The organism is Novosphingobium panipatense (genome assembly GCF_900182875.1).
Taxonomy (GTDB): domain Bacteria; phylum Pseudomonadota; class Alphaproteobacteria; order Sphingomonadales; family Sphingomonadaceae; genus Novosphingobium; species Novosphingobium panipatense.
The window spans coordinates 1-14,166 of sequence record NZ_FXUI01000004.1; the positions used below are offsets into that span (position 1 = coordinate 1).

The 14,166-nt window shown below is 63.9% G+C and carries 9 protein-coding genes; 4 read left to right on the forward strand and 5 right to left on the reverse strand.

Annotated elements, in window-relative coordinates; all coding sequences use genetic code 11:
* Positions 1 to 140 precede the first annotated feature (140 nt).
* On the forward strand, positions 141 to 2,561 hold the full coding sequence (locus QOL62_RS07740) for a PQQ-dependent dehydrogenase, methanol/ethanol family (protein ID WP_283405820.1): 2,421 nt from the start codon (positions 141 to 143) through the stop codon (positions 2,559 to 2,561).
* A 70-nt stretch (positions 2,562 to 2,631) separates the two neighbouring features.
* Here QOL62_RS07740 and QOL62_RS07745 read toward each other — a convergent pair whose 3' ends face one another.
* The gene (locus QOL62_RS07745; protein ID WP_283406035.1) at positions 2,632 to 4,506 is read right to left on the reverse strand and encodes a ribonucleoside-diphosphate reductase subunit alpha; all 1,875 of its coding nucleotides are present in this window, start codon (positions 4,504 to 4,506) and stop codon (positions 2,632 to 2,634) included.
* Positions 4,507 to 5,301: 795 nt separating this feature from the next.
* Here QOL62_RS07745 and QOL62_RS07750 point away from each other — a divergent pair.
* Positions 5,302 to 5,544 carry a GlsB/YeaQ/YmgE family stress response membrane protein gene (locus QOL62_RS07750; RefSeq protein ID WP_103727692.1) on the forward strand — a complete coding sequence of 81 codons (243 nt, stop codon included), beginning with the start codon at positions 5,302 to 5,304 and terminating at the stop codon, positions 5,542 to 5,544.
* A 51-nt stretch (positions 5,545 to 5,595) separates the two neighbouring features.
* Here QOL62_RS07750 and nadB read toward each other — a convergent pair whose 3' ends face one another.
* Together nadB and QOL62_RS07760 are read right to left on the reverse strand one after the other, a co-directional pair.
* Complete coding sequence (gene nadB, locus QOL62_RS07755) at positions 5,596 to 7,197, reverse strand: L-aspartate oxidase (protein ID WP_283405821.1); 1,602 nt, start codon at positions 7,195 to 7,197, stop codon at positions 5,596 to 5,598.
* A gap of 105 nt (positions 7,198 to 7,302) precedes the next feature.
* Entirely contained in the window at positions 7,303 to 8,253 is a 951-nt protein-coding gene (locus QOL62_RS07760; protein WP_283405822.1) for an ABC transporter ATP-binding protein, read from the reverse strand.
* A gap of 127 nt (positions 8,254 to 8,380) precedes the next feature.
* Between QOL62_RS07760 and QOL62_RS07765 the strand changes: the two genes are divergently transcribed.
* Entirely contained in the window at positions 8,381 to 8,929 is a 549-nt protein-coding gene (locus tag QOL62_RS07765; RefSeq protein WP_283405823.1) for a lipocalin family protein, read from the forward strand.
* Between the two features lie 452 nt (positions 8,930 to 9,381).
* Positions 9,382 to 10,941, forward strand: coding sequence for a glutamine-hydrolyzing GMP synthase (guaA, locus tag QOL62_RS07770; protein WP_103727697.1), 1,560 nt, complete (start codon positions 9,382 to 9,384; stop codon positions 10,939 to 10,941).
* Between the two features lie 89 nt (positions 10,942 to 11,030).
* On the opposite strand, the gene QOL62_RS07775 is transcribed toward guaA, so the two are convergent.
* Together QOL62_RS07775 and QOL62_RS07780 are read right to left on the reverse strand one after the other, a co-directional pair.
* Entirely contained in the window at positions 11,031 to 13,298 is a 2,268-nt protein-coding gene (locus QOL62_RS07775) for a TonB-dependent receptor (RefSeq protein WP_283405824.1), read from the reverse strand.
* Positions 13,299 to 13,548: 250 nt separating this feature from the next.
* The gene (locus QOL62_RS07780; RefSeq protein WP_103729029.1) at positions 13,549 to 14,130 is read right to left on the reverse strand and encodes a TetR/AcrR family transcriptional regulator; all 582 of its coding nucleotides are present in this window, start codon (positions 14,128 to 14,130) and stop codon (positions 13,549 to 13,551) included.
* Positions 14,131 to 14,166: the final 36 nt, after the last annotated feature.

Consider the following 14,166-nt stretch of genomic DNA (forward strand, 5'->3'; position numbering starts at 1 on the left):
TTCACCGTCTCCGTCATGACTCGTCTCCGCTGCTGACAAATCCATCATCAGCATCTCAGATTCGAGCCTCCGAGGCTCTGGCAGTCATGGGGTCTTTGATAGGCCTGCGCGTTCAGCACAACGGGGCGAGGGAAGAGCGCGTGATCTCTGGTATCGGTAGAGTGGCGATCGGGCTTGCGTGTCTGCTGGTTCCTCTTTCCCTCTCATCCTGCAATCGTCCCGCTCACCCGGTGGAGGAGCAAACGGTCGTCAACCCGGACGAGTGGCCGAGCTGGGGCCGCACGGGAAGTGAGACACACTATTCCCCGCTGGACGAGATCGACACCGGCAACGTGGGCAAGCTCAAGCTCGCATGGCATTTCGATCTGGAGCCGGGCTACACCCCATCGACCCCTCTCATGGCAGAAGGCAAGGTGTTCATCACCACGGGGCATTCGCATATCCGGGCTCTCGACGCCGTGACCGGCAAGCCGCTGTGGGAGTACGATGGCGGCACGCGGGATCGTGCCACATCCTCTCTCCAACTGACATGGGGCAACAAGGGCATCGCTTACGATACCGGGCATGTCTTTTTGGTGACCACGGATGGCTTCGTCATCTCCCTGGACGCGAAGACGGGCAAGGAAGTCTGGAAGACGATGGACTTCCCTGACACTGCGCCGCGTAACGCAAACGGGGCGCCGCGCGTATTTGGCGGGAAGGTCATCACCGGCTTCGGGGGCGGCGACATCAGTCCGGCGCGCGGCTTTGTCAGCGCGTACGATGCGGCGACCGGCAAGCTGGCCTGGCGGTTCTACACCACGCCGGGGGATGAGGTGACGCCCACGAACCGCAAGGCCGAAGACCTCATGCGCAGGACGTGGCCCGGCGGATGGAAAAATCCCGACGGCACCCGGCGGGGCGGTGGCGGAACCGCGTGGAACGCCTTCGCCTACGATGCGGATCTGCGACTGGTCTATCTGGGCGTTGGCAACGGCTTTCCCTACAACCAGAAGCTGCGCAGTCCGGAAGGGGGAGACAACCTGTTCCTGGCCTCTGTAGTGGCCGTCGACGTCGATACCGGCGAATACCGGTGGCACTACCAGATCTGCCCTGCCGAACAGTGGGACTGCACCGCGACCGCCGACATGACCCTCGCCACGGTCGAACTCGAGGGCAAGGCGCGCAAGGTGCTGATGCAGGCGCCGAAGAACGGCTTCTTCTACGTGCTGGACCGCGCGACGGGTGAATTCCTGTCCGCCGAGAAGATCGCCAAGGTGACCTGGGCCGAGCGGATCGACGCAAAGACCGGCCGTCCGATCGAGAACCCCGGAATTCGCTACAACGGCAAGCCCGGCATGTTCGAGATGTGGCCCGGGCCGACCGGCGCCCATTCGTGGCAGCCGCAGGCCTACAGCCCGCAGACCGGGCTCGTCTATGTTCCGATCATGGAACTGCCTGCCCTCATCGGCGAAGGACAGGAGGGCGGCGGCGAGGTTTCGGCGGGCATGGGCGTGACGCTCATCCCCGAAGTGGAACTGCCCGGCGGCCACAAGAGCTACCTCAAGGCCTGGAATCCGGCCACTCAGGCGGAAGCCTGGCGCGTGGACCTGCCGGGCACCTGGCCGGGCGGCGTCATGGCCTCGGCCGGCGGCCTGGTCTGGCAGGGCCAGATGGACGGCAAGTTCGTGGCCCGCGACGCGAAAACGGGCAAGGAACTCTGGTCCTTCAAGACCGAAAGCCCCATCGTGGGCGCTCCCATCACTTACCGCGTGAACGGCCGGCAATACGTCACGGTTCTTACCGGAGCGGGCGGTCAGGGCGCAGGGATGCAGACCCTGGGCAACGCGATGTACCGCACCGACTATCGCCTCCCCCGCCGCGTCCTGACGTTCGCGCTCGATGGTCGGGACAGCATTCCGCCTTTCGAGGTGCCCCCACTGGTTCCCGTGTCCGATCCTGACTTCAAGCCCGACCTTGCCCGCGCGCAGGCCGGTGCCATGCTGTTCGGCACCCGCGCCTGCATCGTCTGCCACGGCTGGAACGCCGTCGCCGGAGGCGCCGCACCGGACCTGCGGTACTCGCCGGCGATCACGGACGCCGCGACCTTCCGCACGATCGTGAAGGACGGCGGCTTCAAGATGAACGGCATGCCCCCCTTCCCGCAGATCACCGATCCCGAACTGGAGACTCTGCGTTTCTACCTGCGCTCCCGCGCCCAGTCTGCGCCTGCGGAACAGAAGGCACTGCTGGAAAAGGCAAAGGCCGCGCGCCGGAGCAACGCCAAGCCGCAGGACTTCGCGGGCAAGTGGAACATCACGATCCAGTCACCTGTGGGGCCGCAGAAGGCGATCATGGACCTGAATGTCAGCGGCAACGTCATCACCGGCAAGGTCGTCGCCGAACAGGGTTCGGTAGACCTTGCCGGCGGGTTCAAGAATGGCCGCGCGAAGCTTGAGGGCAAGGCGTCCATGCCGATGCCGATCACCATCACCTACGACGTGACGGTCCGCGATGGAGAACTGACCGGCGACAATTCGAACGGCCCGTTCGGAACATTCCCGGTGACAGGCGTTCGGTGACGGCGCGCGCCAGAACCGAAAACGGCCTCCCGGCGAACCGGAAGGCCGTTCTCGGTGGAACTTTAGCCCCTTACTGGCAGGCCAGGCACTCGTCGTAATCGGTGGTCGAGGCCGCCAGTTCGAACTTGGGAAGCTCACTGGTATTGTCCGCTTCCACGCCACCTGCAAACCCGGCGCGCTGAACCGACTTGGAGCGGAGATAGTAGAGCGACTTGATACCCCTTTCCCAGGCCTGGAAGTGCAGCATCATCAGGTCCCACTTGTCCACGTCCGCAGGGATGAACAGGTTCAGCGACTGGGCCTGATCGATGTAGGGGGTACGATCCGCCGCGAATTCGAGCAGCCAGCGCTGGTCGATCTCGAAGCTGGTCTTGTACACGGCCTTTTCCTCGGACGTGAGGAAGTCGAGGTGCTGGACCGAGCCGTTATGCTCGAGGATGGAGTTCCACACGTTGGTGGAATCCTTCGACTTCGACGCCAGCAGCTTCTGGAGATACGGATTCTTCACCACGAAGGAGCCCGAGAGCGTCTTGTGCGTGTAGATGTTCGCCGGGATAGGCTCGATGCACGCGGAGGTGCCGCCGCAGATGATCGAGATCGACGCCGTGGGCGCGATCGCCATCTTGCAGCTGAAACGCTCCATCACGCCGGTATCGGCCGCGTCGGGGCAAGGCCCGCGCTCGTTCGCCAGCAGCATCGAGGCCTCGTTGGCCTTTTGATTGATGTACTGGAACATCTGCAGGTTGAGCGCCTTGGCCATCGCGCTTTCGAAGGCGATCCCGCGCTTCTGCAGGTACGAATGGAAGCCCATGACGCCCATGCCGACCGAACGCTCGCGGGCGGCGGAGTACTTGGCGCGCGCCATCTCGTCCGGGGCCCGGTCGATATAGTCCTGAAGGACGTTGTCGAGGAAGCGCAGCACGTCTTCCACGAAGCGCTTGTCGCCCTTCCACTCTTCCCAGGTCTCCAGGTTGAGCGAGGACAGGCAGCACACGGCCGTGCGGTCGTTGCCCAGATGGTCCCGGCCGGTGGGCAGCGTGATTTCCGAGCACAGGTTCGACGTCGACACCTTGAGGCCAAGATCGCGGTGATGCTTGGGCATCGTGCGGTTCACGGTATCGGAGAAGACGATGTAGGGCTCGCCCGTCGCAAGGCGCACTTCCACCAGCTTCTGGAACAGCGAGCGTGCATCGACCTTGCCGCGCACGGAACCGTCACGCGGGCTGCGCAGCGCGAATTCCGCACCGTCACGGACCGCTTCCATGAACTCGTCCGTCAGCAGCACGCCATGGTGCAGATTGAGCGCCTTGCGGTTGAAGTCACCCGACGGCTTGCGGATCTCGAGGAACTCCTCGATCTCGGGATGAGACACGTCGAGGTAGCAGGCTGCCGAGCCACGGCGGAGCGACCCTTGCGAAATCGCCAGGGTCAGCGAATCCATCACGCGCACGAACGGGATGATGCCGCTGGTCTTGCCGTTGAGGCCCACGGGTTCGCCGATGCCGCGCACCGCGCCCCAGTAGGTGCCGATGCCGCCGCCGCGTGACGCCAGCCACACGTTTTCGTTCCACGTTGCGACGATGCCTTCGAGGCTGTCATCGACGGAGTTGAGGTAGCACGAGATCGGCAGGCCGCGACCGGTTCCGCCGTTCGAGAGAACGGGAGTGGCCGGCATGAACCACAGGCGCGAAATGTAGTCGTACAGCCGCTGGGCGTGCGCCTCGTCGTCGGCGTAGGCGTCGGCGACGCGGGCGAAGAGATCCTGGTATTTTTCGCCGGGCAGCAAGTAGCGGTCGTCCAGCGTTTCCTTGCCAAAATCCGTCAGCAGCGCATCGCGCGACGGGTCGGTGACGATGGAAAAGCGCCGCGCATTGATCGTCTTGGAATCAACGGGCTTCCGGGATGCGGAGGGAGCCGGCGCAGCTGCGGCCACAGTCTTTTCCATGGTGACGGCCCGAGCCTCCTTCTTTGCGCGAGGGGCAGGGTCATGGGAGGCGAGAAGCGCCTCCATGTCGACCTGTCCGGTCTCCGCATAGTTCACATCCGAATCAGACACGTGTCCGTCGCTTCCGTTCCTGAAATCCACTGGTGCGCCCCCAATGTGCATTCAAATTGATGTCGAACCGCGCCATGCGGCCCAAGCTGCTATTCCGGACGAGCCAGCCGACCGAACCCGACTGCGCGAATAAACCTTTCGGATATCCACGCCGCAGGGCCGGTACGAAGAGGGAGGCCTATCTCCCTGCCGGACCGCCGACGCGCACCTGAAAAAGACACTCCTGCAGACCTGAGGCGCGCCAAAGCCGGCCTTTTGGCTCCAGCGCGACGTCCCTAGGTGTTGAGGCCCCTCGATCGGCGCGACACAACCTATAGTGCCCTTTCCGCCGGAAGGTTCAAGAGGGAGGCGTCACGAACCTTCACCCTCCCCTGCCGTGCGCAGACGCCGAACACGCCTCGCGACGCGCAAGGTTTCTGCCACCTTCGAGATGCGCAAGAGGATGAATCGCCTCCCGTCCCGCTTATTTTTCCACATCAATTTGCCGACGAGCGGAATCGCGCTTGCGGTGAATGGAGCGCCGTCAAGCCTCCTAAAGCAGCTATCCCCGCGTGCAGCCACCGAAGCGGCGGAAAAGCCTTTCGCACGCAGGGACGGCAACCCTCAGAGGGGCCAATGTTTATAGCTGTGCTACCCTGCCAGGGTACAAGCGATCAGACACCGCGAAGGGGGTTTCTCAAGGTCATGCTCAACATCATCGGCGCCATCATCAGCGGCCTCGTCATCGGCGCTCTGGCGCGCTGGTTCTATCCCGGAACCGTTCCGATGAATTGGCTCACGACGATCCTGCTGGGCATCGGCGGCTCACTGCTGGCCGGTCTGGTGACGAGCCGCGGCAGCCGCGATTTCAGCCGCGCAGGCTGCCTGGCCTCGGTCATCGGTGCCATCGTGCTGATATTCCTGGGTCGCCTGCTCCACATCGGCTGAGGCGCTTCACGGCGCGGTTGCCTTTGAGAGGCCGCCGCGCCGGAACTGTCGTCAGGGCACCAGAACCGTGTCCATGGGCTCCGCATCGGCCGCCGGGAAATCCAGCGTGTAGTGCAGGCCCCGGCTTTCATGACGCTTGAGCGCGGACTCCACGATCAGCTCCGCGCTCTGGAGCAGGTTGCGAAGCTCGATCAGATCGGTCGAAACCCGGAAATGCCGGTAGTACTCCTCGATCTCGCCGTTCAGCATCTGGATGCGGTGCATGGCGCGCTCCAGCCGCTTGGTCGTGCGCACGATGCCGACATAGTTCCACATGAAACGCCGTATTTCCGTCCAGTTCTGCTTGATGACGACTTCCTCGTCGGAGTCCGTCACGCGGCTCTCGTCCCACACCCGCACGGGCGGAGGCGCTTCGAAGGTTTCCCAGCGCGCCATGATGTCCGCTGCGGCCGCCTCGCCGAATACCAGGCACTCCAGTAGCGAATTGGAGGCCAGACGGTTGGCGCCGTGGAGACCGCTTTCCGTGCACTCCCCGGCCGCATAGAGACCCGGCAGGTCCGTCCGCCCGTCAAGGTCGACCAAAATGCCGCCGCAGGTATAGTGCTGCGCCGGTACGACCGGGATCGGCTCGCGCGTCATGTCGATGCCGAGCCCGATCAGCTTCTCGTAGATGTTCGGGAAATGGGACTTCACGAATTCGGGAGGCTGGTGGCTGATGTCGAGGTGGACACAATCGAGGCCGAAGCGCTTGATCTCGGAGTCGATCGCACGGGCCACGACGTCGCGCGGGGCAAGCTCCAGCCGCTCCGGGTCGTAGAAGGCCATGAACCGCTTGCCGGTGCGCGGGTTGATGAGGTGTCCACCCTCCCCGCGGACGGCCTCGGTGATAAGGAAGTTCTTGACCTGAAGATTGTACAGGCAGGTCGGGTGGAACTGCATCATCTCCATGTTTGAGACCCGCGCGCCCGCCCGCCAGGCCATGGCGATGCCGTCCCCCGTCGCCCCGCGCGGGGCCGTGCTGAACTGGTAGACGCGCCCGGCACCACCGGTTGCCATTACCGTGGCGCGGGCCGTGAAGGACTCCACCCGACCCGTTTCCTCGTTGAGAGCGTAGACGCCCCAGACGCGGCCCGAACCGGAATAGCGCTGCTCATGCCGCCCGGTGATGAGATCGATGCAGGAGCGGCCCGCGAGCAGGGTGATGTTGGGGTGCGCCTCAGCTGCCTGGAGAAGGGCCTGCTGCACCGCCCATCCGGTGGCGTCGGCCACGTGGACAATGCGCCGATGGGAATGCCCGCCTTCCCGCGTGAGGTGAAGCGCCTCCCCTTCCATGTTGAAGGGTACGCCGAGTTCGACCAGCCGCTGGATCGCGTGCGGCGCACGCTCGATCACGAATTCCACCGTCTCGCGGCGGTTGAGACCGGCGCCGGCCACCATCGTGTCGCGTATGTGCTCGTCGAACGTGTCGCCGGCGTCCAGCACGGCGGCGATACCGCCCTGCGCCCAAGCGGTGGAGCCCCCGGTGAGCGTGCCCTTCGCAAGGACCGCGACCTTGACCTTCTCCGCCAGCGCGAGCGCCGCCGTAAGTCCGGCCGCACCGGAACCGATCACCAGGACATCGAATGCGCCGCCGGCGCTGGATGGCGTTTCCATGACCCGCCTCCTAGCCGCCGTGCCCGCCTCACCGCAACTGTTTGCGCGGCCGCGTCGCCAGGTAGCGTCCAAGCGCAGCAGCAGCCCGGCGACGAGGCAGCTGGCTCAGCCCGCGGCGCGCGCCTGGCTGGTGAGCGTGACGAACACGTCCTCGAGGTCGGCTTCGCGCGTGCTTACATCGACGATGGCAAAGCCTTGCGCCTGCAAGGCGGACATGATCTCGCCGGCGTTGGCGCGATCCTGATCGTAGGTGATCTCCAGCACCCGCTCGCTCGCCTGTACGCATTTCACGAAACCGGGGTGCGAGGGCAATTCAGTGACGTCACGGTCAAGCGTGAGCACGATGATCTTCTCCCGCGCCATGCCGACCAATTCGCGTGTCGGCTTGTTGGCGATCAGTTCACCGTGGTTGATGATCGCGATCCGGTCGCACAACTCCTCGGCTTCTTCGAGGTAATGCGTCGTGAGCACGATCGTCGCGCCCTCGCGGTTGAGCTCCGTCACCAGCTCCCACAGCTGTCGCCGCAGTTCGACGTCGACGCCTGCCGTGGGTTCGTCAAGGACGAGCACGGGCGGCCGATGCACCAGCGCCTTCGCGATCAGCAGGCGGCGTTTCATGCCGCCCGAGAGCGTGCGGGCATAAGCATTGCGCTTGTCCGCAAGGTGGACGGCGCGCAGCAGATCCTCCGAGCGACGCAGCGCCTTGGTGATGCCGTAGAGGCCGGCCTGGATCTCCAGCACCTCGAACGGCGTGAAGAACGGGTCGAAGACGATTTCCTGCGGCACGATGCCGATCGCGCGCTTCGCGTTGCGCTGGTCGCGATCGATGTCGAAGCCCCAGATGTCGACGGAGCCGGACGTTTTCATGACCATCCCCGCCAGGATGTTGATGAGCGTCGACTTGCCGGCTCCGTTCGGACCAAGCAGCCCGAAGATGCCCCCTTCGGGCACATCGAACGAGACGCCCTTGAGCGCCAGCTTTCCTTCGCCGCCGCCCGCCGGGGCGTAGCGCTTCACAAGATCACGGATGGCGATGGCAGGCGAGGATGTGCTCATGAGGGCAGCATGTGGGCCATGATCGTCCGCGCGTAAAGCCCTGCGGATCGGCCGCTGCCCGGAACGTGGGATCGAAACATGTGCGGCTTCCGAACGTAACTAGCCTGTGTCACGAAAAGGACGATCGATGAGAAAACTCGGCATGGTTGCCCTTGCATTGGGCGCATCTGCCATCCTTGCAGCCTGCGCAAAGATCCCGCGCCCGGGCCCGGTCGGCAACCGGGTGGTTCCGGAGCCCGCGAAGCCGGTCTCCGCAGACCGCTACATGGGCCGCTGGTACGAGCAGTTCCGATACGAAGCCTCGTTCCAAAAAGGGATGGATGGCGTCTTCGCCGACTACAGCCTGAACCCGGACGGTTCGGTAAAAGTGGTGAACAGCGGTCGCAAGGGCGGGCCCGGCGGGACGCTGAAGGTTTCCAGGGGCAAGGCCAGGATCGTCGATCCAGACACTGGAGCCAAGCTCAAGGTTTCGTTCTTCGGTCCGTTCTATGGTGACTATTGGGTACTCGATCACGGCGACGCCTACGAGTGGTCGATCGTTGGCGAACCTTCGGGACGCTACCTGTGGGTCCTCACGCGTGAACAGCGCCCGAATGCGGTGATGCTCGCCAGCCTTGAGGCGCGGGTGAAACAGCTTGGATATGACTGGTCGCTGATCCGCCGAACCCGTCAATAATGACGATCGCCTCGCAAACGAAAAAGGGCGGTCGCGAGACCGCCCTTTTCGGGGTAATTTGGGTAACTCGGGTATCGTCTCCCAGCCTCGAATCAGGCGAGGGTGAGCGCGAAGACCAGCGCGCTGGTGCTCAGCGCGGCTGCGATCCCGACCGTCCAGTGGACGAGGGTCATATAGAACTCCTGCATTTCTTCTTGTTTTGTCGCAAACAGAGCACTGTTGAACGCGTTCATGCTGCAGGTGCGAAATAGGATGCGTGCGAATTGTTGCAAATGCTCAAGCAACAATATTGCTTGCGTTTCCTGCAACCGCCGCAGGAGCGTGATGCTAGGGAACAACCGGTATCGTGGGCTCGCCAAGCGGAGTAGCGCCTCACGTCGATCAGACCACTTTGGTTGCTGCCATCCTGATGGACACTGGACAGCGCGCGCCCGCGCGATTACGTGCCCGCCATGAGTATCCAGACCTCCGAATCCGTCCTGATCGTCGATTTCGGCAGCCAGGTGACGCAGCTCATTGCGCGCCGCGTGCGTGAAGCCGGCGTCTACTCCGAGATCGCACCGTTCAACGCTGCCGAGGAGGCGTTCCATCGCCTGAACCCGGTGGGCATCATCCTGTCCGGTTCGCCCGCTTCGGTTCTGGATGAGAACGGTCCGGGAATCCCGGAGGTCATTCTGGAAAGCGGCCGCCCGATCCTCGGCATCTGCTACGGCCAGCAGTCGCTCATGCACCAACTCGGCGGCGAGGTACTGGCGGGCGACTCGGGCGAGTTCGGCCGCGCCTTCATCGAGATTGCTGACGAGTGCGCCCTCTTCAACGGTCTTTGGAAGGTCGGAGAAACGCACCAGGTCTGGATGAGCCATGGCGACAAGGTCACCAGCCTCGCTCCGGGTTTCCGTCCGGTGGCCTCCAGCCCGGGCGCGCCCTTCGCGGTCATCGCGAACGACGAAAAGCGTATCTACGCGATGCAGTTCCACCCCGAAGTCGTGCACACGCCCGATGGCGGCAAGCTGCTCAAGAACTTCGTACGGCATGTCTGCGGCCTTGCCGGTGACTGGACCATGGCGGAGTTCCGCAAGACCAAGATCGAGGAAATTCGTGCGCAGGTCGGCAGCGGACGGGTGATCTGCGGCTTGTCCGGCGGCGTCGATTCGGCCGTCGCGGCAGTGCTCATCCACGAAGCCATCGGCGACCAGCTGACCTGCGTCTTCGTGGACCATGGCCTGATGCGCATGGGCGAGGCCGATCAGGTCGTCAGCCTTTTCCGTGGCCACTACAACATCCCGCTGGTCCATGTGGACGCCTCGACGCTGTTCCTGAAGGGCCTGGAAGGCGTCACCGACCCCGAAGCCAAGCGCAAGTTCATCGGCAAGACCTTCATCGACGTCTTCGAGGACGAGGCGAAGAAGATCGGCGGCGCCGAGTTCCTCGCGCAGGGGACGCTGTACCCCGACGTCATCGAAAGCGTTTCGTTCACCGGTGGCCCCTCGGTCACGATCAAGAGCCACCACAACGTCGGTGGCCTTCCCGAACGCATGGACATGAAGCTGGTCGAACCGCTTCGCGAGCTGTTCAAGGACGAAGTCCGTGAACTGGGCCGTGAACTGGGCCTGCCGGAGATCTTCGTCGGCCGTCACCCGTTCCCGGGGCCGGGCCTGGCGATCCGCATCCCCGGCGAAGTCAGCCGCGAGCGTTGCGATATCCTGCGCAAGGCGGACGCGATCTACCTTGAGGAAATCCGCACCGCCGGCCTTTACGACGCCATCTGGCAGGCCTTCGCGGTGCTGCTGCCGGTCAAGACCGTTGGCGTCATGGGCGATGGCCGCACCTACGACAACGTCTGCGGCCTGCGCGCCGTCACCTCGACCGATGGCATGACCGCAGACATCTATCCCTTCGACGCCGGCTTCCTCAGCCGCGTTGCCACCCGCATCATCAACGAGGTGAAGGGCATCAACCGCGTGGTTTACGACTACACGTCGAAGCCGCCCGGCACCATCGAGTGGGAATGATCCGGGCAGCGCTCTGAAGCGCTCCCAGCACACCAAGAAGGCCGCGACCTGCAAGGTTCGCGGCCTTCTTCGTTGAGCGGACGTCGCCTTCAGTAGTCGAACTTCACCGTGACGCCATAGGTCGCCGGAGCGGCGCGGTTCGTCGTAGCGCCGAGCCCGGTCGAGATCTTCTGCTGGAAGTACTTGGTTCCGGTGATGTTCTTGCCCCAGATCTCCACGCCCCAGCGCTCGTTCAGCCAGTAGGCCACGGAACCGTTCAGCAGACCGTACTTCTTCTGGCGAAGGACGCCGTCGGCCTCAAACGGGAAGCCGCTGTTGTAGTTGCCCAGGAGGTTGAACCGCAGCGATCCCGTTTCATTGACCGGGATGCTGTAGCTCGCTCCCAGACTGGCGGTGAAGTCCGGAGCACCAGGGGTCTGGAAGCCCGACACGTTGCCGAAGCAGGTCGTGAAGCCGCCGGTGTAAGGCCCCGTCACGGTTCCGGGATCGGCGGTGCCCGGTGCGTCGCAGACGGCGGGGTTGGGATAGATGACAGGTGCCAGGTATTCCGACCCGGGCTTGCCGAAGTTGCTAAAGCGCGAGTCCAACCACGTGAAGCCGCCGAAGATCCGCAGGTTGTCGACCGGCGCCGCATCGAACTCGACGTCGAGGCCATCCACCTTGACCGATGCGGCGTTCAGCAGGACCGCCGCCCCCAGCGCTCCCGCAGCGGCGGAGCGGATCTGGTAATTTGAGATGTCGTAATGGAAGACTGACGCGTTCAGGCGGAGCCGGCGGCCGAACAGCTCCGACTTCACGCCCGCCTCGAACGCGTTGATGAACTGCGGTTGCACAGCGGGATTGGTAGGGCTCTGCAGCGAGTACGTTCCCGCCTTGAAGCCGCGGTTGTACGATGCATAGAGGCTGACATCATCCGTCAGTTCCTGGCGAATGGCGGCGCGCCAGGTGAACTTGCCGTAGCTGATGCGATCTTCGGTTGGTGTGAACGGGCCGAGGGCATTGTTCACCACCACGTACTGGCCACCGCCGAGGTTGCGGGTGTCCTTGGTGTAGCGGACACCGCCGATGACCTGCGTGGTGGGGGTGATCTTGTAGCTCAATTCGCCGAACAGGGCGTAGGAATCGGTATCCAGCGTTGCGTCGATGAACGTGCCGCCGTTCACGCCCCCCGCGCCCAGCCCCCGAAAACGCGACGCGTTGTCGACTTCCGAGCGGAGGTAGAAACCGCCGACCTGCCAGCTCAGCGGATCCGTGGCCGCCGAGGCGAGGCGCAGTTCCTGCTGGTACGCCCGTGACCCCGAAACGAACGAGATGCGCAGCCAGGGCACCTGAGTGGCGTCGACATCGAAGTCGGAGTCGTTCTCGCTGTCACGCAGCGAACTGATGCTGGTGAGATCCGCGAACCCGAGGTCCGCCTCAATCGTGCCGCTGACGCCCCAGGTTGTCAGCTTCGTCAGCGAGTAAGTGTCCGAGGCGGTATCCATGCTGCCGATCGAATAGATCGGCCCCGTCAGGCCACGCACCGGGAAGTCTTCATCCACCGACCAGCCGATCGAGGTGTTGTCGTCCATGTCGTAGTAGTCGCCAGAAAGCGTGACCTTGACTGCGTCGCTCGCGTTCCAGACGAGCTTGGAGCGTGCGCCCCAGTACTGCATCTTCTTGATCTCGCGATCGAGAGTGACGTTGCGGCCCCAGCCCTTGGCCTGGTTGTATCCGGTAAGGGCAAGGTCCATGCTCAGGTTCGCGGCAATCGGACCACCGACGTAGAGCTTGCCCTGCGCGGTTTCGTAGTTGCCGTAGCCGCCCTCTCCCTCCGCCTCGAAAACCTCGCCCGGCTCCTTGGTGATGATGTGGATAAGGCCACCGAAGGCGTTGCGCCCGAACAGCGTGCCCTGTGGTCCCTTCAGAACCTCGATACGCTCGATGTTGTTGAACTGAGTGACGGTGCCGGAAAGATCAGGAATGTAGACGCCGTCGACGTAGAAGGCATTCGACCCCTCATCACCGACGGAGGCGTTCGTCGTGCCCACGCCGCGCACGAAGAAGAGGCCGCTCGCGCCCGACCGCTGGAAGTTCACAGAAGGCACAACCTGACTGAGGCTGTTGGTGTCGTTGACGCCCGCCTCGCTCAGCGTGTCGGCGGTAACGGCCGCGATGGCGATGGGCACTTCCTGCAAGTTTTCAGCACGGCGCTGGGCCGTCACGATGATTTCGTTGAGGCCGTCCTGTGCCGGTTCAGGCGTGGCCGCTCCGGACGGTGGCATCGACTGGGCAAGGGCGGGAGCCCCGAGGAGAGCGAGAGCACTGGTGGATACAGCCGTAAGGCGGACGCGAAGGCGCTTGTCACGAAAAGCCATGATGTTCTCTCCTCCATGACGCCGCAGTATCTGCAATCTCTGCGGTCGCCGTATGCGGGGGCAACGAAGCGGTGATGTCGGACCCGTGCCGTACATCCGCCTGCCCTCCCCTGGATTGTACACATCATGACGACTGTACACCTGTCAAGTATGGCGCGTTCGCCTGGACGGCGCTTGCATTTGCCTGGAGGCGCACCAGCGCTCCGCCGTCCGTGAAAAGAGCCGCCGCGCGGCTCCATCGCCGATGCGATCAGTCAGGTTCGTATATCTTGAGGGTCGCCTCGACGAAGGCGCGCAGGCCTTCATGCCCCTCCTCCATCCCGACGTTGCCCTCGATCAGCATGGCCCGCGCGAGGGCGGAAAGCAGAGCGGAAAGCGCCGGCGCCGTCATCGGAGCATCCACGAGCCCGCGTTCGGCGCTGATGCGCTCGATCAGGTCCACCTGGATGGCCCGGAAGTTCTCACCTGTTTCGCGCATGGCCTCGCGCAGGCGGGGGTAGATCTTCGCGAGCGCCACGTATTCCATCACCCGCCGGGCCTCCGGCAGGTTGCAGTTCAGGTGCCAGAGTGCATGAAGGGGCCGGGGCCCTGAGAGCGCCTCGTCGTGAAGGCGAAAATAGGTGGCGGACGAGCGTTGAAAAACCGTCACCACCAGATCTTCCATAGAGCGGAAGTAATAGTGGACTAGCTGCGGCTTCACGCCGGCCCGGGCTGCGATGCGGCGGACGGTGAAGGCTGGATGCCCCTCCTCGTCCAGCATGTCGGATGCGGCCTCGATCAGCTTGAGGCGCGTGGCCGCGCTGGTCGATGCATATCCGCGGTTAGCAACCATTCCGGCAATCTATGGGAGGCAAGGCAGAATGCAAAC

Coding starts and splice junctions, on each gene's coding strand:
- QOL62_RS07780 (WP_103729029.1), bottom strand. CDS start 14,130: ATGGTTGCTAACCGCGGATATGCATCGACCAGCGCGGCCACGCGCCTC.
- QOL62_RS07760 (WP_283405822.1), bottom strand. CDS start 8,253: ATGAGCACATCCTCGCCTGCCATCGCCATCCGTGATCTTGTGAAGCGC.
- QOL62_RS07765 (WP_283405823.1), top strand. CDS start 8,381: ATGAGAAAACTCGGCATGGTTGCCCTTGCATTGGGCGCATCTGCCATC.
- guaA (WP_103727697.1), top strand. CDS start 9,382: ATGAGTATCCAGACCTCCGAATCCGTCCTGATCGTCGATTTCGGCAGC.
- QOL62_RS07775 (WP_283405824.1), bottom strand. CDS start 13,298: ATGGCTTTTCGTGACAAGCGCCTTCGCGTCCGCCTTACGGCTGTATCC.
- QOL62_RS07750 (WP_103727692.1), top strand. CDS start 5,302: ATGCTCAACATCATCGGCGCCATCATCAGCGGCCTCGTCATCGGCGCT.
- nadB (WP_283405821.1), bottom strand. CDS start 7,197: ATGGAAACGCCATCCAGCGCCGGCGGCGCATTCGATGTCCTGGTGATC.
- QOL62_RS07745 (WP_283406035.1), bottom strand. CDS start 4,506: ATGGAAAAGACTGTGGCCGCAGCTGCGCCGGCTCCCTCCGCATCCCGG.